This window comes from Alterinioella sp. B-7 (assembly GCF_056857775.1).
This window is the reverse complement of the sequence record NZ_JBSXNT010000039.1, coordinates 708,050-726,350: the sequence shown is the minus strand read 5'-3', so window position 1 is coordinate 726,350 and position 18,301 is coordinate 708,050. Positions and strand designations below refer to the sequence as shown.

Sequence of the window (18,301 nt, the reverse complement as noted above, 5' to 3'; positions counted from 1 at the left end):
GGCCTACTCGCGGATCGTGAAGGTGATGTTGTGGCGGTAATCGGTGCCGTCGCGCGCGGTGCCCGTCAACCGCAACCGCCAGCGCCCCGGCGCGATATCGACCGGCGCGGTAAGGGCGCCGCGTTCACGGGTCAATTCCAGTTCCTGATCATCGACCCGGCTCGTGGGCCGGGTCAGGAGCGCGACAAGCTCCGCCGGGAGCGCCGGGCTGCCATCGGCCTCCAGCAGATGCAGGGTCAGGATGCCCTCCTCCACATCGACCTCGACCTCGGCGGTCCAGCCAAGCGCCTCCTGCGCCTCGCGGCGAATGTCGAAATCCTGGCTGTCGGCATAGGAGGACGAGACCTCGAGCCCCGGAAAGGTGCGCACGGCCTGGAACGCCATGAACAGGTTGACGCCGATGATCAGGCCGAAGCCCAGGACAAAGATCAGCAGCACCTTGCGGCCGGTCAGTTCGCGGGGGCGTTTTTCCTCGTCGCTCATGCCGTCACTCCCCTGTGCCGTCGAAGACTGTATCCTGGTAGGCCCTGATATCACTGATCGCATCTTCCACCCAGAACCGGAAATCCGTCCGGTCGGCCTCGGCCGCGGGATCGCCCGGCTCGGCTGTCACATAGGCGCGCAATTGCTGCGTGCTGTCGGCGGGCACGGTGACGCGATCCCCCTCGGCCCCCTCAAGGTCCAGTGCCAGGTCGGCCTCGGAGGTCAGGGTGATCTCGAACACGCGATCCTCATTGGCCATGTTGCGCAGGCGCAGGTCATAGGCGTTGCGGATCGAGCCATCGCTGAGGGTCACAAAGGTCGGGCTGCGCACCGGCTCGACCGTGATGTCGATCTCGGAGCGGATGAAGAGCAGCACCACCAGCGCGATGCCGATCGCCGACCAGAGCACGGTGTAGATGATGGTGCGGGGCCGGAAGATGTGCCGCCAGACCGATTTCGGCGGATTGCCCGCGCGCTCGTTGGTCTCGTCGGTCAGCGCCATATAGTCGATCAGGCCCCGCGGCTTGCCGATCTTGGCCATGATGTCGTCGCAGGCGTCGATGCAGAGCGCGCAGGTGATGCACTCCATCTGCTGCCCGTCGCGGATGTCGATCCCCGCCGGGCAGACATTGACGCAGGCCATGCAGTCGATGCAGTCGCCAAGCTGGTCGGCATCCGCGCCCTTGCGATGCTTGCCGCGCGGCTCGCCCCGCCAGTCGCGATAGGCAACCGTGATCGTGTCCTCGTCCATCATCGCGGCCTGGATGCGCGGCCAGGGGCACATGTAATTGCAGATCTGCTCGCGCATGAAGCCGCCGAAAACGAATGTGGTGGCGGTCAGGATGGCGATGGTGGTGTAGGCCACCGGATGCGCGTTGAGGGTGAAGAGGTCCACCAGCAGCGTCGGCGCGTCGGTGAAATAGAACACCCAGGCCCCGCCGGTCGCCACCGCGATCAAGAGCCAGATGGTCCATTTCGTGACGCGCAGCCGCGCCTTGCGGGCGGTCCAGGGCGCTTTCAGCAGGCGAAGCTGCGCGTTGCGGTCGCCCTCGACCCACCGTTCGACATGTACGAACAGATCGGTCCAGACCGTCTGCGGGCAGGCATAGCCGCACCAGACCCGGCCAAGCGCCGAGGTGAACAGGAACAGGCCGAGCCCCGCCATGATCAACAAGCCCGCGACGAAATAGAACTCATGCGGCCAGATCTCGATCCAGAAGAAGAAAAAGCGCCGGTTGGCCAGGTCGATCAGCACCGCCTGGTCGGGCAATGACGGGCCGCGATCCCAGCGGATCCAGGGCGTCAGGTAATAGATGCCCAGGGTCACCACCATGATGATCCATTTCAGGTTACGGAACGGGCCCTTGACGCGCTTGGGAAAGATCGGCTCACGGGCCGCATAGAGGCTTTGGGGCTGGTCACTGGAACTCATGCGCGGGGGACGCTCCTTGGGAGGCGGGATCGGGGCTATTGTCGCTTCTAGGCAGCACCACGTCACGCAGCCTTGACCCAGATCAAACCCGCACCCGCATGGCGCAACTGTCAGACAGGCCGAAACTAGACCTCCTCTGCACCGAATTCCAGCCGCGCGAAGGTTTTGTCGCAGGGGGGCGTTCTGTGCCAAGGTGGGGCACGCGACGAACAGGATGAAGCGATATGGACGACACCCAGGGCAGGCCCGAGAAACGCAACCCCGACTGCGCGCAGGAATTCACCGCCGCCGAGATCGGGGCCATCGCGCATCTCTATCGCGGCGAGATCTATCGCAGCACGATCTGGCGCACGCGGCTGGACACGACGACGAACTGGGCCGTGGTGACGCTTGGCGTGGCGCTCTCGATCTCCTTCGCAACGCCCGAGGCGTCGCCCCTGCCGCTCTTGCTGGTCGGTATCCTTATGCTGCTGTTCCTGGCGCTGGAGGCGCGGCGCTATCGCTATTTCAACGTCTGGCGGGCGCGGTCGCGCTGGCTGGAGACGCATTTCTACGCGCCGATGCTGCGCGATGGCGGCGATCTGCACACGGAAGAGAACTGGCAGGCGATCCTGGCCGAGGATTACCTGCGGCCGCAGTACCATATCGGGTTCATCACTTCGATGGCGCGGCGGGTGCGGCGCAACTATGTCTGGATCCTGCTGATCCAGGCCGTTGCCTATGTCGGCAAGCTGATGATCCACCCGATGCAGGCGCAGAGCTTTCAGCAATTCGTCGACCGGGCCGATATCGGCCCGGTGCCGGGCATCATCGTGCTGCTGATCGGCGTGATCTATTGCGGCACATTGGCGGCGCTGGCGATCTGGGTGTCCCTGACCGACCGCAAGAAGGTGCGCCTGCGTGGCGAAAAGGGCGGGCAGATGGGATAGGCGCTGCGCCGCCCTTTCCCGGTCAGGACGGGGCCGCGACCAGGCCGCGCGCGATGGCCTCGTCCCGCGCGATGAAGAACTCGTCGTGATAGGTGTCATAGGGGTGACCCGATCCCGCCGGGTAGGAGGCGTATTGCTCCATGTTGTTCATATGCGCCAGCAATTGCGCGTCGTCGAACCCGGCCATCCAAGAGGAATAGCTGTCATAGATGCCGGGATTGCTGGCGTCCCATTGCTGGCGTGCCCAGTCAACGCCGAAGCTGGTTTCGATTTCATAATCGGTCATGACGCCGGATGTGTCGCCCGAGACATCCTCGACCCCGGCGGACACCACCGCCGTTGTCGCCAGGCCAAGCCCGACAAGTCCAGCGGTCAACACGACCCAGTCCACCGTGACGGCGCCTGCATCGTCGGCCAGAAAGCGGGCCAGCTTGGTATCAAGTGTATTCATTGCGCGTTTCCTAGATTGATCCGACGGCGACACTGGCAACGAAAACGTCGGGGATAGGTCTGAATCTAGACGATTTTCGTTTTTTTTGAGGTAAGGTGATGCCGGTTCTGTAGGAAACGCGCGAACAGGACCAGAACCGGCATCTACCGGTGGCCCGCGCGAACGGGCCACCGGGTCTCTTGTCGGGGACTACTCCCCGCCGCCCCGCGAGTGGACGTATATCGACACCGAGCGAAGCTCGGCTTCCGACAGGCGGCCCGCGGACGAGGCTTCCGCCGACCAGGGCGGCATGACCCCGAAGCGGGAATTGCGCACGGTATATTCCAGCGCCTCTTCATCGCCGCCATAAAGCCAGATCGCATCGGTCAGGTTGGGCGCGCCCAGGGCCCTTTCGCCGGTGCCGTCTTCCATGTGGCACGCGGAGCAGTTGTTCAGGTAGACCTCTTCGCCGGCAGCGGCCAGCTCCGCCTCATATTCCTGCCCCGAGATGTTACGGACATATTGCACCACCTGGGAGACTTCCTCGTCACTCAGGACGTCGCCGAACGCGGGCATTTCCGACCAGCGCGCATCGGGATCGTCCTCGTTGCGGATACCGTGGCTGATCGTGTAGTAGATCTCGTCCAGCGAGCCGCCCCAGAGCCAGTTGTCATCCAGAAGGTTGGGATACCCCACCGCGCCCGCCGCGTTCGAGCCATGGCACTGCGCGCACCAGGTGCGGAAGATCGCGCCGCCGCCCTGGACCGCGAAGTTGTAGAGGTCGGGGTTCTCGTCCGGCGTGATCGCGGCCAGCTCGACCTCCTCGATACGCGCCCGGATCGGGTCGTTCATCGCGTCGAACTCGGCGATTTCCTCCGCCACCTCGCCGCGGGTCGAATACCCCAGCAGACCCGCCGTCGCGCCGTTGATCAGCGGCCAGGCCGGATAGGCGATGGTATAGGCGATGCCCCAGAAGATGGTCAAGTAGAACGTCCAGAGCCACCAGCGCGGCATCGGGTTGTCGAACTCCTTGATCCCGTCCCAGACATGGCCCGTGGTGCGGGGATCGCCCTCCTGCAGTTCTTGTTCTTCAGGGTCGGGGATGTGCTTGTCGGTCATTGCCGCGCCTCCGTCTTCTGGCTGGCCGCGGGCGACCTTGCAGGCTTGTCGTCATGGCGGAAGGGGATGTTGGCACTGTCCTGGTGCAGTTTCCGGCTTCCGGGGCGGAAGGTGAAGACGACCGCCACCACGAAGACCGTGAACATGAACAACAGGCCCCAGCTTCCGGCGAAGACCCGCATGATGGTATAGGTATCGTTCATGACGTTCCCTCCTCCTCAGCGGCTTTCATCGGGCGTGAAGGTCGAGAAATCGACCAGGGTGCCCAACATCTGCAGATAGGCGATCAGCGCATCCATTTCCGTCACTTCCGGGTTGCCGTCGAAATCGCGCTGCTGTGCGTTCGGATAGCGTTCCACCACCGCGTCATCGCCGAAATCGGTGGCCTGTTCGACAAAGTCATAGGCCGCGTTCTCGATCATGTCGTCGGTATAGGGAACGCCCACGATGCGATGCGTCTCCATCAGGTCGGCGATATAGGTCGGCTCGATCACCGTTTCGGCCAGGAACCCGTAGGAGGGCATGATCGATTCCGGCACCACCGATTGCGGGTCCGTCAGGTGATCGACATGCCATTCGTCCGAATAGCGCCCGCCGACGCGCGCCAGGTCCGGCCCGGTCCGCTTCGATCCCCACTGGAACGGATGGTCATACATCGATTCCGCCGCGAGGCTGTAATGCCCGTAGCGCTCGACCTCGTCCCGCATCGGGCGGATCATCTGGCTGTGGCAGACATAGCAGCCCTCGCGGATGTAGATCTCGCGCCCCTGCAGCTCCAGCGGGGAATAGGGGCGCATGCCTTCTACGTCCTCGATGGTGTTCTCCAGGTAGTAGAGCGGTGCGATTTCCACGATGCCGCCCACCGACACCACCGCGAGGCTGAGCACCAGCAGAAGGGTCGCGTTGCGCTCGATCTTGCCGTGCTTGTTCAGGAACCAGCTTTGATGCGGCAACTCGTTCGGAACCTCCTCGGGGATGTCCGAGACGGTCGAGACATTGGGGTCGCGCTCGGGGTCGAGGATCTTGTCGTTATCGTCGTTGTTGTTGGCCATTCTCCGACCCTCCTTATTCTGCCGGGGCCGCGGCGCGGGCGGGTGCAGCAGCAACGCCTTTGCGAACGGTCATCCAGAGGTTGTAGGCCATGATCAGCGACCCGCCGAGGAACAGCACGCCACCCAGGCCACGCACGACCAGCATCGGGAACTTTGCCGCCACGGTGTCGGCGAAGGAGTTCACGAGGAAGCCCTGCGCATCCACTTCGCGCCACATCAACCCTTCCATGATCCCGGTCACCCACATGGATGCCGCGTAGAGGACGATGCCGATCGTCGCCAGCCAGTAATGCCACGAGACCAGGCGCAGACTGTAGAGACGCTCACGGTTCCACAGTTTCGGGAACAGGTAGTAGAGCATCCCGAAGGTGATCAGCCCGTTCCAGCCAAGCGCGCCGGAATGCACGTGCCCGATGGTCCAATCGGTGTAATGCGACAGGCTGTTGACCGCCCGGATCGACATCATCGGCCCCTCGAAGGTGGACATGCCGTAGAACGCGATCGAGGTCACCATCATCCGCAGCACCGGGTCGGTGCGCAGCTTGTCCCAGGCCCCAGACAGCGTCATCAACCCGTTGATCATGCCACCCCAGGAGGGCATCCACAGCACGACCGAGAACACCATGCCAAGGGTCGAGGCCCAATCCGGCAGCGCGGTGTAGTGCAGGTGGTGCGGACCCGCCCAGATATAGAGGAAGATCAGCGCCCAGAAGTGGATGATGCTGAGCTTGTAGGAGTAGACCGGACGCTCGGCCTGCTTCGGAATGAAGTAGTACATCATGCCCAGGAAGCCCGCGGTCAGGAAGAAGCCGACGGCGTTATGGCCATACCACCACTGGGTCATCGCGCTTTGCACGCCGGCCATCACGTGGACCGAGCGCGAGCCGAAGATCGACACCGGCACCACCAGGTTGTTGACCACATGCAGCATCGCCACGGTGACGATGAAGGACAGAAGGAACCAGTTGGCGACGTAGATATGCGGCTCTTTCCGCTTGATCAGCGTGCCCATGAAGACAGCCAGGAACGCCACCCAGACCACGGTCAGCCAGATATCGACATACCATTCGGGCTCGGCGTATTCCATGCTCTGCGTGACGCCCATCAGGTACCCGGTCGCGGCCAGCAGGATGAAGAACTGGTAGCCCCAGAAGACGAACCAGGCCAGCCCGCCACCCCACAAACGCGCCGCCGTTGTGCGCTGCACGATGTAGAAACTTGCCGTGATCAGCCCGGTGCCGCCAAAGGCGAAGATCACCGCCGAGGTGTGCAGGGGCCGCAGCCGTCCGAAATTCAGATAGCCTTGCGCCCATTCGAAATTGAGCTGCGGAAAAGCCAGCTGAAACGCGATGAACGTGCCGACCAGAAAGCCGACAACGCCCCAGAACGCGGTCAGGATGGCGCCCCATCTCACGGGCCCATCCATGTATTCGGTTTGCAGCACCGCCGCGGGTACCGGCTCATCCGTGCGGCGCAACTGCCACAGAAACAGGCCCGCCGCGGTGATCATCACGATGATGGCGTGCACCATATAGCCCACGTCGAGCGCGTAATTGGCCGCGATCGCGGCGCTGATCACAACCAGGCCGAGGATCAAAAGCTTCACATAATCCAGCATGGATCGTCCCTTCATCTACCCCCGGTTGCGACTCGAAAGCCTTCCGGAGTGTTCCGTATGATCTCAAATCGCGTTTTAGGGCGATGGAGACCTTGATCCATGTCAAATTGCCGGAAAGGATAGGGTTGATGCAAGTCAAAGCAGCACGGGCGGTACGGCTCTAGTCTGCCCCCGACACCCAGGAAACAAAGGAGCGCCGCCATGGGTTACAAGAGCATTCTGACGATCCTGACCGACATCGACGATGTAGCCCCGGTGCTTGAGGCAACGCTGCCCTTCGCGCGCAGCCAGGGCGCGCATCTGGACGTGCTGTGCCTGGGCATCGACCGGACGCAGACGGGCTATTACTTCGCCGGGGCGACCGCCATCATCCACGAGGAAACGCAGAGCCAATCGCGCGATCACGCCAAGGCGCTGGAGGACGCGGTGCGCGACCGCCTCGGCCGGACCGAGATCACCTGGGCGGTCGAGGCGCTGGTGGCGCAAAGCGCGATGGTCTCGGGCCTCGTGGCCCACCGGGCGCAGTTTTCCGACCTCGTGATGCTGCCCAAACCCTATGGCGAGGGGCGCGCCTCGGACGCGCCGGTGATCGTCGAGGCGGCGATGTTCCAGGGCTCGGCCCCGGTGATGGTGCTGCCCGGCAATGACAGGCTGCCCTCGGACAAACCCACCCGCGCCGTGGTGGCCTGGAACGAAAGCGCCGAGGCGCTCGTGGCGGCGCGCCGCGCCCTGCCGCTTCTGATCGCCGCGGATTGCGTCGAGATCCTGATCATCGACCCGCCGCGCCACGATACCGGGGCCGCCGATCCCGGCGCGGAACTGTCGAAGATGCTGTCGCGCCACGGTGCCCGGGTCGAGGTCTCGGTCATCGCCTGCACGATGCCGCGCATTTCCGACATGATCGAACGCCACGTCCGCGACAGGGATGCGGATCTGCTGGTGATGGGGGCCTATGGTCATTCCCGCCTGCGGGAGGCCATATTGGGCGGGGCGACGCGCAACCTTCTGGAACAGGCCAGCGTGCCGGTCCTGATGGCGCGTTAAGCCCTTTGGTAGAGTAACGAGTGCCGCAGGCGCGCAGGGGATCCCCTCGCGCCTGTTTTCGTATCCGGCACGGGACTGCCGCTGTCTCTTCTCCGAATCACCCTGCACCCGCCCCGATTTCCGCATGATTTCATGGGATATTTCTGGCATGGGGCCACGGCTCCACGACGATGTTCCGGATACACTCTTGCATACGTGTATTTTTTACACTAAAGTGAGTCGCAGAGATCAGAAACGCATTGCCCCAAAGGACCAAGCCCATGTTCTGCACCGCCCATCACACCCCCCGCCCGATCCCGGCCCAGGCCGAGCTGCAACGCCCCGCCGACCGCCGCATCAACGCCACCCCGGCCACGCGCAAGGCCCCCCGCCAGGTCTTTACCGACTGGGCCAGCATTTAAGGGTTTTCAGACAATTCCGACCTTGTTTCAGGTCACCAGCCCGCCATCGGTGTCATCGCCGGTCTCCGCCATCAGACGATGGAAATCGGGCACCACGACATGGCGCTTGCCCTGCAATTCGATCACGCCATCGCGCTTCAGCGCTGACATCTGCCGGCTCACCGTTTCCAGCGTCAGACCCAGGTAATCGGCCATCGCCTCGCGCGTCAGCGGCAGGTCGAACGCCACCTCCGCCTTAAGGGGAACGACATTCGCCGTAGTCCCGCGCCGCGCGATGATGGTGAGGAAACTCGCGATTTTCTCGCGCGCCGTCTTGCGCCCCAGAAGCAGCATCCATTCCCGTGCCGCGTCCAACTCGTCCAGCGTCATTTCAAGCAGGCGCTGGCTGACATGCGGCGTGTCCTCCATCAGCTTGAGAAACGGCTTGCGCCGGAAACAGCACAGCACCACGTCGGTCGAGGCCGTCACGTCATAGGTCACGGTGTCGCGCGACGGGCGGCCCAGGAAATCGCTCGGCAACAGAAGGCCCACCATCTGGCGGCGGCCATCCTCCATGGTCTGGGTCAGGGCCGCGACCCCGCTGACCACCGAGCCCACGAAATCCATCTGATCGCCGGACCAGACGATGGTCTGCCCGGCCTCGAACGTGCGGTAATACTTGATCGCGTCCAGCTGCTCCAGCTCATCGGCTTCGCAGCGGGCACAGACCGCCCGATGCCGAATCGGGCAATTGGAACAATCTTGCAGCAGGGGTGCGGCAAGCGCGGCTTTGGGCATGGGAAAACTCCCCGGTTTTAGGCGACCGAAGTGATGGTCTTGATCTCGATCAATTACAGGAACATAGGCACAGCCTAAGGCTATCTGAATGGATAACCTTGCGCAACTTCGCGCGCTTGGTCTCTTTGAGGCCAAAGTGCCACGCTATACAAGCTACCCGCCGGCCAACAAGTTCTCGAACGACGTGCAGGCCCAAGGGTTTAGCGACTGGATTGCCGCGATTCGGCCAGGCTCGCCCGTCTCGCTCTACCTGCATGTGCCGTTCTGCCGCAGACTCTGCTGGTTCTGCGCCTGCCGCACGCAAGGCGTCAATTCCGACGACCCCGTTCTGGCCTATGTCGCCACCCTGAAACAGGAGATCGCCCAGGTCGGCGCGCTCCTGCCCGAGGGCGTCGAGGTTGCGCGCCTGCATTGGGGCGGCGGCACGCCCACCCTCCTCGGCCCCGAGGCCACCACCGACCTCGCCAATGCCGTCCGCCAGCATTTCACAATGTGCGATGACGCCGAGTTCTCGGTCGAGATCGACCCGAACGAGATCGACGAGGCGCGGCTCGACGCGCTCGCCGCCGCGGGCATGACCCGCGCCTCCATCGGGGTGCAGGATTTCGACCCCGAGATCCAGAAGACCATCGGCCGGATCCAGAGCTACGAGATCACCCGCGACGCGGTGGAAGGGCTGCGCGCGCGCGGCGTCCACTCGCTCAACGCCGACATCCTCTTCGGCCTGCCGCATCAGACCCGCGAGAAGATCGCCGACAGCGTGCAGAAACTGCTCTCGCTCAACCCCGATCGGGTGGCGCTCTACGGCTACGCGCATGTGCCCTGGATGGCCAAGCGCCAGCAGTTGATCCCGACCGACGCCCTGCCGACGCCGCAGGAACGGCTGGACTTGTTCGAGACCGCCGCGCGGCTCTTCTCCTGGGACGGCTATACCCAGATCGGCATCGACCATTTCGCCCGCGCGGGCGACAGCCTGGCACAGGCCGCCCGCACCGGCCATCTGCGGCGTAATTTCCAGGGCTATACGGATGACACCTGCGAGGTGCTGATCGGCCTCGGCGCCTCCTCGATCTCGCGCTTTCCACAGGGCTTCGCGCAGAACGCCCCCGCGACCATGACCTACCAGAAGGCGGTGCGCGCGGGCCAGCTCGCTACCGGGCGCGGCCATGTCTTCAAGGGCGAGGACCGGCTGCGCGCCCGCCTGATCGAGGCGCTGATGTGCGATTTCCGCATCGACAGCCACGAGATCCTCGGCGCGGATCTGACCACGCCCAAGCATCTCGAAACCCTCTACGCCGGCGCCGCCGCCGCCTTCCCCGAGATGGTCCATCATGACGCCTCGGGCTTCGAGATCCTGCCCCCCGGTCGTCCCCTCGCCCGCCTCATCGCGCGCGCCTTCGACGCCTACGAGATGCAGGCCAGCAGCCACAGCTCGGCAATCTAACCCCGCCCCTTCATCTTCTTGGTCCAAATACTCGAATAGCACCGGTCCCGCCCCGCGCCACACCGGCAGACCACACACTGCCTTTCCCGCTTGTCCATGGCAATCCGGTGGCGCGAGGGCTCCCGCAAGGGGGCCAGAGCGTCGCCGGCCCGCGCGGGCGATGCGCCGCAGGCGCAGCGCAATCGCTTACCCGGCGGCGTGTAGATCGAAGGCCGCCGCCATCAGCGCGCGGGTATAGTCGGTCTTGGGATTGTCGAAGATCTCGGCGTTGCTGCCGGTCTCGACCACGTCGCCCTCCTTCATCACCACCACCTTGTGGCTCAGGGCGCGCACCACCTTCAGGTCATGGCTGATGAACAGGTAGGCCAGCTTGTGCCGCTTCTGCAAGTCGCGCAAGAGTTCGACGATCTGCACCTGCACGGTCATGTCCAGGGCCGAGGTCGGCTCGTCCAGCACCACCAGCCGGGGTTGCAGGATCATCGCCCGCGCAATGGCGATCCTTTGCCGCTGGCCGCCGGAAAATTCATGCGGATAGCGGTGCATCATGTCGGGGTCCAGCCCGACCTCGCGCAGGATATTCGCCACCATCGCGCGCCGGTCATGCCCGCCCGAGACCTCATGCACGCTCAGCCCCTCGGCCACGATCTGCTCGACCGTCATGCGCGGGCTGAGGCTGCCATAGGGATCCTGAAAGACGATCTGCATATCCTTGCGCAGGGGCCGGATGCGCTTGGGGTGCCAACCCTGGATGTCATTGCGCAGGAAACTGATCCGCCCCTCCGAGGACAGTAGCCGCATCACCGCCAGCGCCAGCGTCGTCTTGCCCGACCCGCTTTCGCCGACGATACCAAGCGTCTCGCCCTCGCGGACCGAGATGGTGGCATCGTTCACCGCTTTCACATGCCCCACCGTGCGCCGCAGCAACCCCGCCTGGATCGGGAACCACACCTTCAGATGTTCGGTCTCGACGATGGTTTCGGCAAAGTCGCGCACCGGGTCCGGCCCGCCGGTGGCCTCGGCCTCCAGCAGCTTGCGGGTATAGGGGTGGCGCGGGTTGGCGAATATCTCTTCCGTCGGGCCGGTCTCGACGATCTCGCCATCCTTCATCACGCAAACCCGGTCGGCGATCCGGCGCACGATGCCCAGGTCGTGGGTGATGAACAGAAGGCTCAACCCCTCCTCGCGCTTCAAATCCGCCAGCAGTTCCAGGATCTGCGCCTGGATGGTCACGTCCAGCGCCGTCGTCGGTTCATCGGCGACCAGCAGGTCGGGCCCATTGGCCAGCGCCATGGCGATCATCACGCGCTGGCGCTGCCCGCCCGACAATTGATGCGGATAGGCCCCCAGGCGCGATTCCGGGTCGCGGATGCCGACCTTGGTCATCAGCTCCAGGATGCGCGCCCGCGCCGCCGCGCCGCGTAAGCCTTGATGCAGGGCAAGGCTCTCCTCCAACTGCGTCTCCAGCGTGTGCAGCGGGTTCAGCGAAGTCATCGGCTCCTGGAAGATGAAGCTGATATCGTTGCCGCGCACCCGGCGCAATTCGCGCTCCTTCGCGCCGATCATCTCGGCGCCGCCATAGCGCACCGATCCCGTCACCTCGGCGCTGCCAGGCAGAAGCGACACGGTCGACAGCGCGGTGACCGACTTGCCCGACCCGCTTTCGCCGACGATGGCGACGGTCTCACCCTTCTCGACCGAGAAGCTCACATTCTTCACCGCATGGTTGGTGGCCCCGTCCTGGGTGAAGCTGACCGACAGGTTGCGCACGTCCAGAAGGCTCATTGGAACGTCTTTCTGGGATCGAACGCATCGCGCACGCCCTCGAAGATGAAGACCAAGAGCGACAGCATGATGGCGAAGGTGAAGAAGGCGGTGAAGCCGAGCCAGGGCGCCTGCAGGTTGCGCTTGGCCTGCAAGGTCAGCTCGCCCAGGGAGGGGGCCGAGGACGGCAACCCGAAGCCCAGGAAATCCAGCGTCGCCAGCGCCGCGATGGTGCCGGTGACGATGAAGGGCAGCATGGTCAGCGTCGCCACCATCGCATTGGGCAGCACATGGCGGAACATGATCACCAGGTCGCTGACGCCAAGCGCGCGGGCGGCGCGGACATATTCGAAATTGCGCGCGCGCAGGAACTCGGCCCGCACCACACCGACCAGGGCCATCCAGCCGAAGGCCGTCATCAGCAGCACCAATAGCCAGAAATTCATTCGGAAGATCGCCGCGATGATGATGATGATGTAGAGCTGCGGAATACCGCCCCATATCTCCAGGAAGCGCTGGAACAACAGGTCGGTCAGCCCGCCGAAATAGCCCTGCACCGCGCCCGCCACGATACCCACGATCGAGGTCAGGACCGTCACGATCAGGGCAAAGACGATGCTCAGGCGAAAGCCGTAGATCACACGGGCCAGAACGTCGCGGGCGGTGTCGTCGGTGCCGAGCCAGTGGTCGCGATCCGGGGCGGACGGGGCCGACCCCGCGATTTCGGTGACCGTGTTGTAGGCATAGGGCACCGGCGGCCAAAGGATCCAGCCACGGTCGATCTCGGTGCCATCGACAACGCCATCCTCGGCATCCGCCAGCAGGCCGCGCGCGATCTCGCCGGAATCGTCATCGGCGCATTCCTCGATCCCGGTGACGATCAGGCATTCCACCTGAACCGAAAGGTAATTGGCCTCGGTCGGGAAGAACCCGCCGAAATCCCGCTCCGTGTAGAGGTTGAAGATGGGCGTGTAATACTCGCCCTGGTAGCGCACCAGCAGCGGGCGGTCATTGGCCAGGAACTCCGCAAAGAGCGACAGGAAAAACAGCGTCCCGAAGATCCAGAGCGACCAGACCGCGCGCCGGTTCGAGCGGAAGTTGCGCAGCCGCCGCCGGTTGAGCGGCGAAAGGGTAAAGAACGCCATGCCTCAGACCCTCCGCGATTCAAAGTCGATGCGCGGGTCGATCAGCACATAGACGAGATCGGACAGAAGGTTGATCACCAGCCCGATCAGCCCGAAAACAAAGAGCGTGCCGAACATCACCGGGTAATCGCGCGCCACCGTCGCCTCATAGCCCATGCGCCCCAGCCCATCGAGCGAGAAGATCGTTTCGATGATCAGGCTGCCGCCGAAGAAGACCGCGATGAAGAGGCCTGGAAACCCCGCCACCACGATCAGCATCGCGTTGCGGAAGACATGGCCGTAAAGCACCGCCCGTTCCGACAGGCCCTTGGCCTTGGCGGTCATCACGTATTGCTTCTTGATCTCGTCCAGAAAGCTGTTCTTGGTCAGCAGCGTCAGCGTCGCGAAGGCCGAAATCGTCGAGGCCAGCACCGGCAGCGTGATGTGCCAGAAATAATCGCCGATCTGTTGCAGGGTCGTCATGTCCTCGAACCCGTCCGAGGTCAGCCCGCGCAGGGGGAAGACCTGCCAGTATCGCCCGCCCGCGAAGAGGACCAGCAAGAGGATCGCGAAGAGGAAACCGGGGATCGCATATCCCACGATGATCAGCCCGCTGGTCCAGGTGTCAAATTTCGACCCGTCGCGCACCGCCTTGCGAATGCCGAGCGGAATCGAGATCAGGTAGGCCGCCAGCGTCGACCACAGGCCAAGCGTGATCGAGACCGGCATTTTCTCGATCACCAGGTCCACGACCGAGATGGAGCGGAAATAGCTCTCGCCGAAATCGAAGCGCATGTAATCCCACATCATCAGGAAGAACCGCTGCCAGGTCGGGATCGGCTCGGCGCGGCATTCCTCGGCGCGCAGGCGCGGCTCGCCCTCGAACCCCTCCTCGCAGACGATGCGCGAGAAGTGGAACTCGATCTCCAGCTGCTCGATGAACCCGGCGGGCAGGCCGCGCGCGCCAAGATAGCTGTCGCCGCCGCCCAGTTCCTCGGCCCCGGTTTCCGAACCAGAGCCCGAAATACCCGCGAACACGTCGCCCTCACCCTCCAGCTGCGCCATGATCTGGTCGATGGGTCCGCCCGGCACGAATTGCACCAGGGCGAAATTGATCACCAGGATCCCGATCAGCGTGGGGATGATCAGCATGAGCCGTCTGAGAATATAGGCGCCCATCGCGGATCAGAGCGCCCCTTCGGCGCGCAACGCGGCTTCGGCCTCGGCGTCGATCCACCACAGATCGAGGAAGCCCGACGAATAGGGCGGCAGTTCCTCGGGGTGGCGATACATGTTGTAATAGGCGAACCAGTAGCTGTTATTGGTCCATTGCGGCACCCGGAAGCGTTCCCACCGCAAGACGCGATCCAGCGCCCGCACGGCGACGTTCAGCTCCTCCTGGGTCTCGGCATCGACCACCGCCTCGACCAGCACGTCGATGGCAGGGTCCGAAACACCGGCAAGGTTGAACAGCGAATCTTCGCCCTGAACCGAATGGAAATACTGGCGCAGGCCAGAGCTCGGTTCCAGGTCCATGGGGAAATGATCGGTGATGATGTCGAAATCGAAACTGCGCTCGCGTTCCGTCATCTGGGCGCTGTCCACCCGCGTCAGGCGGGCATCGACGCCGATATTTCGCAGGTTCTCCACATAGGGGTTGATGATCCGGTCAAAGAGCGGGTTGGAGTTGAGGAACTCGACCTCCAGCCGGTCGCCATCCTCGTTGCGCAGCAACCCGTCATCTCCGGGGGTCCAGCCGGCCTCCTCCAGCAGGGCGGCGGCCTGCCGGGCCTGGCGGCGATCAAAGGTCCGCTCGGGGCTCGAGGACGGGAAGGCAAAGGGCGGCTCGGTAAAGATCTCGGGGGCCAATTGATCGCGCAGCGGGTCCAGCAGCGCCAGCTCCGCCCCTTCGGGCACCCCCGTCGCCTCCAGGTGATCGACATTCTCCCAGAAGGACGTGATCGGGTTGTAGAGCCCGTAGAACAGCGTCGCGTTGGTCCAGTCGAAATTGAACATCAACCCGATGGCCTCGCGCACGCGGACATCCTGGAATTGGGGGCGGCGCAGGTTGAAGATAAAGCTCTGACCGGGCGAGATATTGCCGTGGTCGATGGTTTCCAGAACGATGGTGCCATCCGTCACCTTGTCGAATTCATAGGCCGTGGCCCATTGCAGCGAACTGCTTTCCTGCCGGAACGTGTAATTGCCGGCGGCCAGCCCTTCAAAGGCGGCGTTGGAATCGCCGTAATACTCGATGCGGATGGTCTCGTAATTGTAGCGTCCCCGGTTGATCGGCAGATCGTTGCCCCACCAGTCGGGATTGCGGCGGTAAACGACGCGCTCATTCGGGCTGACGGACTCCAGCACATAGGCGGACGACCCGATCAGCGGCTCCAGCCGGGAGTCTTCGAAATCGAGGCCCGATGCCTCATGGCTGGCGCGCGAGAAGACCGGCAGGCCGCCCGCGCTTTCGATCCGCCCGCGCAGCGGCGCTTCGGGGTTGAAGTCATAGCGGATGCGCCGCTCGTCCAGCACTTCGGCGCTGGCGATGGTCAGGCCGATCGAGGCGCGGAACGACGGCAGCCCCTCATCGCGCAGGATCTCGTAGCTGAAAAGGGCATCGTCGGCCGTGACCGGCGTGCCGTCCGAAAACGTCGCATCCTCGTGAATGGTGAAGATCACGTAGGAGCGATCCTCGGGGAAGGCCATGCTTTCGCAAAGCAGGCAATAGGAGGAGCCGATCTCGTCATAGGTGCCCTCCAGCATCGCCTCGTAGAAGATGTTCGAGGCCACCGCCGAGCGTCCGTTGCGGCTGTAGGGATGCAGCGAATCGAACCCGCCCGAGGACCAGGCGAAAGACAGCTCGCCCCCCTGCGGCGCGTCCGGGTTCACGTAATCCAGGTATTCGAAATCGGGGCCATAGCGCAGATCGCCGAAGGTCGAGACCCCATGCGTCACCGTCAGCTCACCCTCGTCCTGGGCGAGGGCCGGGGCGGACAAGGCCAGCACCAGCGACAGGCCAAGGGGCAGGAACGAATGGCGGGGTTGGGTCATGAGTGTCTCCGGGGCTAGGGTCACGGGGCGTCATCTCCCTGTTATGGGCTTTCACACCGTAAGGACCAGTGCCGCCTGCGTTCAAGTTGAGATTTCGTGAACATAGCGGAGCGCGACAAAAAGGGCCGCCCGAAGCGGAGCGGCCCTTGAAAATCTGCGGCGATCCCCCGCCTCAATCGTCGAGCGAATCGAGATAGGCCACCATCGCGGCGCGGTCTTCGACGTCGCGCAGGCCGTTGAAGGACATGATCGTGCCCGGCGCGTAGCCGCGCGGGTTTTCCAGGAACCCGTTCAGGCGCTCGGGCGTCCAGTCGCCCTCCATCTCGGCCAGCGTGTCGGAATAGGAGAAGCCATCGACCGACCCGATATCGCGCCCGACCACGCCGTACAGGTAGGGGCCGGTGCCGTTCTCGCCCTGTTCGGTGACATGACAGCTGCGGCACTGACGCCAAAGGGCCTCGCCATCGGCGGGGTCGGCGGCTGCCAGGTACTCGGAGAACGGAACCTCCTCGACCTCTTCGCCGCCAGCCTCGTCTTCCTCGACCTCGATCACGTAGCCCGCGACTTCATCATCGCCGCCGACGCTGTAGAGGCCGCTTGCAGCCCAGCCGCCCAGCAACAGCACCAGCCAGCCGGCGCAGATGGCACCAACGGCCTTGGTAAGGGTCATCGTGTCAAACATGGGGGCCTTCCCGTCCAAATATCGTATCTCGAGGTATCTACCGGCTTTCGCCTCTGCCTTGCAAGGTGTAGTCAGCGCGACAGAACGCCCGATATCCAAGAAAGTCCGTCTCGATGACCGCAATGATCGCCTTCCAGGGGGAACCCGGCGCCTATTCGCATCAGGCCTGCCATGACGCACGGCCCGAAATGGAGGCGCTGCCCTGCGCGACATTCGAGGATGTGATCGCCGCGGTGAAAGGCGGCGAGGCCGACCTGGCCATGCTGCCGGTGGAGAACTCGACCTATGGCCGCGTCGCCGACATCCACCGCCTGCTGCCCGAATCCGGCCTGCATATCCATGACGAGGCTTTCGTGCGGGTCCATATCAACCTGCTGGCGATTCCCGGCACGCGGCTGGCCGATGTGCGCGAGGCCTACAGCCACCTGGTCCTGCTGCCGCAATGCGCGGGCTTCCTGCGCGAAAACGCCATCACGGGCCGCGTCAGCCCCGACAATGCCCGCGCCGCGCGCGACGTGGCGGCGTGGGGCGATGCGTCCAAGGCCGCGCTCGCCTCGGAACTGGCGGGCGAGATCTACGGGCTGGAGGTGCTGGCACGCCATATCGAGGACAGCGATCACAACACGACGCGCTTCCTGATCATGGGGCGCGACCCCGACATGACCCGCCGCGCCGAGCACATGATGACCACCTTCGTCTTCAACGTCCGCAACATCCCCGCCGCGCTCTACAAGGCGATGGGGGGCTTCGCCACCAATGGCGTGAACATGACCAAGCTGGAAAGCTACATGGTCGATGGCAGCTTCACCGCGACGCAATTCTACGCCGATATCGAGGGCCACCCCGACGATCCCATGGTGCAACTGGCGCTGGAGGAGTTGCGCTATTTCACCTCCGAGCTGCACATCCTGGGCACCTATCCGGCGGATGCGGCGCGGGGGTAGGTCATCC

General features: G+C 64.0%; 18 protein-coding genes. 5 read left to right on the top strand and 13 right to left on the bottom strand.

The genetic code is table 11. The features are described from left to right. Positions 1 to 3 precede the first annotated feature (3 nt). Together AC13C7_RS18590 and ccoG are read right to left on the bottom strand one after the other, a co-directional pair. The gene (locus AC13C7_RS18590) at positions 4 to 483 is read right to left on the bottom strand and encodes a FixH family protein (protein WP_172320019.1); all 480 of its coding nucleotides are present in this window, start codon (positions 481 to 483) and stop codon (positions 4 to 6) included. Positions 484 to 487: 4 nt separating this feature from the next. Beyond that, complete coding sequence (ccoG, locus tag AC13C7_RS18585) at positions 488 to 1,915, bottom strand: cytochrome c oxidase accessory protein CcoG (RefSeq protein WP_482868337.1); 1,428 nt, start codon at positions 1,913 to 1,915, stop codon at positions 488 to 490. A 224-nt stretch (positions 1,916 to 2,139) separates the two neighbouring features. On the opposite strand from ccoG, the gene AC13C7_RS18580 reads away from it, so the two are divergent. Then, positions 2,140 to 2,844, top strand: a complete 705-nt coding sequence (locus tag AC13C7_RS18580; RefSeq protein ID WP_446120894.1) for a DUF2270 domain-containing protein — start codon at positions 2,140 to 2,142, stop codon at positions 2,842 to 2,844. A 22-nt stretch (positions 2,845 to 2,866) separates the two neighbouring features. On the opposite strand, the gene AC13C7_RS18575 is transcribed toward AC13C7_RS18580, so the two are convergent. From AC13C7_RS18575 to ccoN, 5 genes are all read right to left on the bottom strand, one after another. Next, entirely contained in the window at positions 2,867 to 3,295 is a 429-nt protein-coding gene (locus AC13C7_RS18575) for a hypothetical protein (RefSeq protein WP_446120892.1), read from the bottom strand. Positions 3,296 to 3,484: 189 nt separating this feature from the next. Further along, positions 3,485 to 4,393 (bottom strand): cytochrome-c oxidase, cbb3-type subunit III, encoded by a 909-nt coding sequence (ccoP, locus tag AC13C7_RS18570; protein WP_482868336.1) that lies wholly within the window; start codon positions 4,391 to 4,393, stop codon positions 3,485 to 3,487. Next, positions 4,390 to 4,596, bottom strand: coding sequence for a cbb3-type cytochrome c oxidase subunit 3 (locus AC13C7_RS18565; RefSeq protein WP_482868335.1), 207 nt, complete (start codon positions 4,594 to 4,596; stop codon positions 4,390 to 4,392). The genes ccoP and AC13C7_RS18565 overlap by 4 nt, the downstream gene beginning before the upstream one ends. 15 nt (positions 4,597 to 4,611) lie before the next feature. After that, positions 4,612 to 5,445 carry a cytochrome-c oxidase, cbb3-type subunit II gene (gene ccoO / locus AC13C7_RS18560; protein WP_482868334.1) on the bottom strand — a complete coding sequence of 278 codons (834 nt, stop codon included), beginning with the start codon at positions 5,443 to 5,445 and terminating at the stop codon, positions 4,612 to 4,614. Positions 5,446 to 5,458: 13 nt separating this feature from the next. Continuing rightward, entirely contained in the window at positions 5,459 to 7,063 is a 1,605-nt protein-coding gene (gene ccoN / locus AC13C7_RS18555) for a cytochrome-c oxidase, cbb3-type subunit I (protein WP_482868449.1), read from the bottom strand. Between the two features lie 201 nt (positions 7,064 to 7,264). On the opposite strand from ccoN, the gene AC13C7_RS18550 reads away from it, so the two are divergent. Then, positions 7,265 to 8,107 carry a universal stress protein gene (locus AC13C7_RS18550; protein WP_482868333.1) on the top strand — a complete coding sequence of 281 codons (843 nt, stop codon included), beginning with the start codon at positions 7,265 to 7,267 and terminating at the stop codon, positions 8,105 to 8,107. 260 nt (positions 8,108 to 8,367) lie between these two features. Then, positions 8,368 to 8,508 (top strand): hypothetical protein, encoded by a 141-nt coding sequence (locus AC13C7_RS18545; protein WP_446169826.1) that lies wholly within the window; start codon positions 8,368 to 8,370, stop codon positions 8,506 to 8,508. Positions 8,509 to 8,535: 27 nt separating this feature from the next. Here AC13C7_RS18545 and fnrL read toward each other — a convergent pair whose 3' ends face one another. Beyond that, complete coding sequence (gene fnrL, locus AC13C7_RS18540) at positions 8,536 to 9,285, bottom strand: transcriptional regulator FnrL (RefSeq protein WP_446120882.1); 750 nt, start codon at positions 9,283 to 9,285, stop codon at positions 8,536 to 8,538. 88 nt (positions 9,286 to 9,373) lie between these two features. Between fnrL and hemN the strand changes: the two genes are divergently transcribed. Continuing rightward, on the top strand, positions 9,374 to 10,729 hold the full coding sequence (gene hemN, locus AC13C7_RS18535; RefSeq protein ID WP_482868332.1) for an oxygen-independent coproporphyrinogen III oxidase: 1,356 nt from the start codon (positions 9,374 to 9,376) through the stop codon (positions 10,727 to 10,729). 186 nt (positions 10,730 to 10,915) lie between these two features. On the opposite strand, the gene AC13C7_RS18530 is transcribed toward hemN, so the two are convergent. The 5 genes from AC13C7_RS18530 to AC13C7_RS18510 all read right to left on the bottom strand — a co-directional run bounded on the left by AC13C7_RS18530 (position 10,916) and on the right by AC13C7_RS18510 (position 17,350). Then, a complete protein-coding gene (locus AC13C7_RS18530; RefSeq protein WP_482868331.1) occupies positions 10,916 to 12,511 on the bottom strand; it encodes an ABC transporter ATP-binding protein in 1,596 nt (531 codons plus the stop codon). Then, entirely contained in the window at positions 12,508 to 13,635 is a 1,128-nt protein-coding gene (locus AC13C7_RS18525) for an ABC transporter permease (RefSeq protein ID WP_172320030.1), read from the bottom strand. The genes AC13C7_RS18530 and AC13C7_RS18525 overlap by 4 nt, the downstream gene beginning before the upstream one ends. A gap of 3 nt (positions 13,636 to 13,638) precedes the next feature. Next, positions 13,639 to 14,793 carry a microcin C ABC transporter permease YejB gene (locus AC13C7_RS18520; protein WP_172320031.1) on the bottom strand — a complete coding sequence of 385 codons (1,155 nt, stop codon included), beginning with the start codon at positions 14,791 to 14,793 and terminating at the stop codon, positions 13,639 to 13,641. 6 nt (positions 14,794 to 14,799) lie between these two features. Then, entirely contained in the window at positions 14,800 to 16,668 is a 1,869-nt protein-coding gene (locus AC13C7_RS18515) for an extracellular solute-binding protein (protein ID WP_482868330.1), read from the bottom strand. Positions 16,669 to 16,840: 172 nt separating this feature from the next. After that, positions 16,841 to 17,350, bottom strand: coding sequence for a c-type cytochrome (locus AC13C7_RS18510; RefSeq protein ID WP_172320033.1), 510 nt, complete (start codon positions 17,348 to 17,350; stop codon positions 16,841 to 16,843). Between the two features lie 113 nt (positions 17,351 to 17,463). Between AC13C7_RS18510 and AC13C7_RS18505 the strand changes: the two genes are divergently transcribed. Then, positions 17,464 to 18,294: a prephenate dehydratase gene (locus AC13C7_RS18505; protein ID WP_172320034.1), complete on the top strand. Its 831-nt coding sequence runs from the start codon at positions 17,464 to 17,466 to the stop codon at positions 18,292 to 18,294. Positions 18,295 to 18,301: the final 7 nt, after the last annotated feature.

What these genes read in the sequence shown, in the direction of transcription:
- AC13C7_RS18530 (WP_482868331.1), bottom strand. Translation starts at nt 12,511, where the DNA reads ATGAGCCTTCTGGACGTGCGCAACCTGTCGGTCAGCTTCACCCAGGAC.
- AC13C7_RS18505 (WP_172320034.1), top strand. Translation starts at nt 17,464, where the DNA reads ATGACCGCAATGATCGCCTTCCAGGGGGAACCCGGCGCCTATTCGCAT.
- ccoO (WP_482868334.1), bottom strand. Translation starts at nt 5,445, where the DNA reads ATGGCCAACAACAACGACGATAACGACAAGATCCTCGACCCCGAGCGC.
- ccoP (WP_482868336.1), bottom strand. Translation starts at nt 4,393, where the DNA reads ATGACCGACAAGCACATCCCCGACCCTGAAGAACAAGAACTGCAGGAG.
- AC13C7_RS18545 (WP_446169826.1), top strand. Translation starts at nt 8,368, where the DNA reads ATGTTCTGCACCGCCCATCACACCCCCCGCCCGATCCCGGCCCAGGCC.
- AC13C7_RS18520 (WP_172320031.1), bottom strand. Translation starts at nt 14,793, where the DNA reads ATGGGCGCCTATATTCTCAGACGGCTCATGCTGATCATCCCCACGCTG.
- AC13C7_RS18575 (WP_446120892.1), bottom strand. Translation starts at nt 3,295, where the DNA reads ATGAATACACTTGATACCAAGCTGGCCCGCTTTCTGGCCGACGATGCA.
- AC13C7_RS18515 (WP_482868330.1), bottom strand. Translation starts at nt 16,668, where the DNA reads ATGACCCAACCCCGCCATTCGTTCCTGCCCCTTGGCCTGTCGCTGGTG.
- ccoG (WP_482868337.1), bottom strand. Translation starts at nt 1,915, where the DNA reads ATGAGTTCCAGTGACCAGCCCCAAAGCCTCTATGCGGCCCGTGAGCCG.
- fnrL (WP_446120882.1), bottom strand. Translation starts at nt 9,285, where the DNA reads ATGCCCAAAGCCGCGCTTGCCGCACCCCTGCTGCAAGATTGTTCCAAT.
- AC13C7_RS18525 (WP_172320030.1), bottom strand. Translation starts at nt 13,635, where the DNA reads ATGGCGTTCTTTACCCTTTCGCCGCTCAACCGGCGGCGGCTGCGCAAC.
- AC13C7_RS18565 (WP_482868335.1), bottom strand. Translation starts at nt 4,596, where the DNA reads ATGAACGATACCTATACCATCATGCGGGTCTTCGCCGGAAGCTGGGGC.
- AC13C7_RS18550 (WP_482868333.1), top strand. Translation starts at nt 7,265, where the DNA reads ATGGGTTACAAGAGCATTCTGACGATCCTGACCGACATCGACGATGTA.
- AC13C7_RS18590 (WP_172320019.1), bottom strand. Translation starts at nt 483, where the DNA reads ATGAGCGACGAGGAAAAACGCCCCCGCGAACTGACCGGCCGCAAGGTG.
- hemN (WP_482868332.1), top strand. Translation starts at nt 9,374, where the DNA reads ATGGATAACCTTGCGCAACTTCGCGCGCTTGGTCTCTTTGAGGCCAAA.
- AC13C7_RS18580 (WP_446120894.1), top strand. Translation starts at nt 2,140, where the DNA reads ATGGACGACACCCAGGGCAGGCCCGAGAAACGCAACCCCGACTGCGCG.
- AC13C7_RS18510 (WP_172320033.1), bottom strand. Translation starts at nt 17,350, where the DNA reads ATGTTTGACACGATGACCCTTACCAAGGCCGTTGGTGCCATCTGCGCC.
- ccoN (WP_482868449.1), bottom strand. Translation starts at nt 7,063, where the DNA reads ATGCTGGATTATGTGAAGCTTTTGATCCTCGGCCTGGTTGTGATCAGC.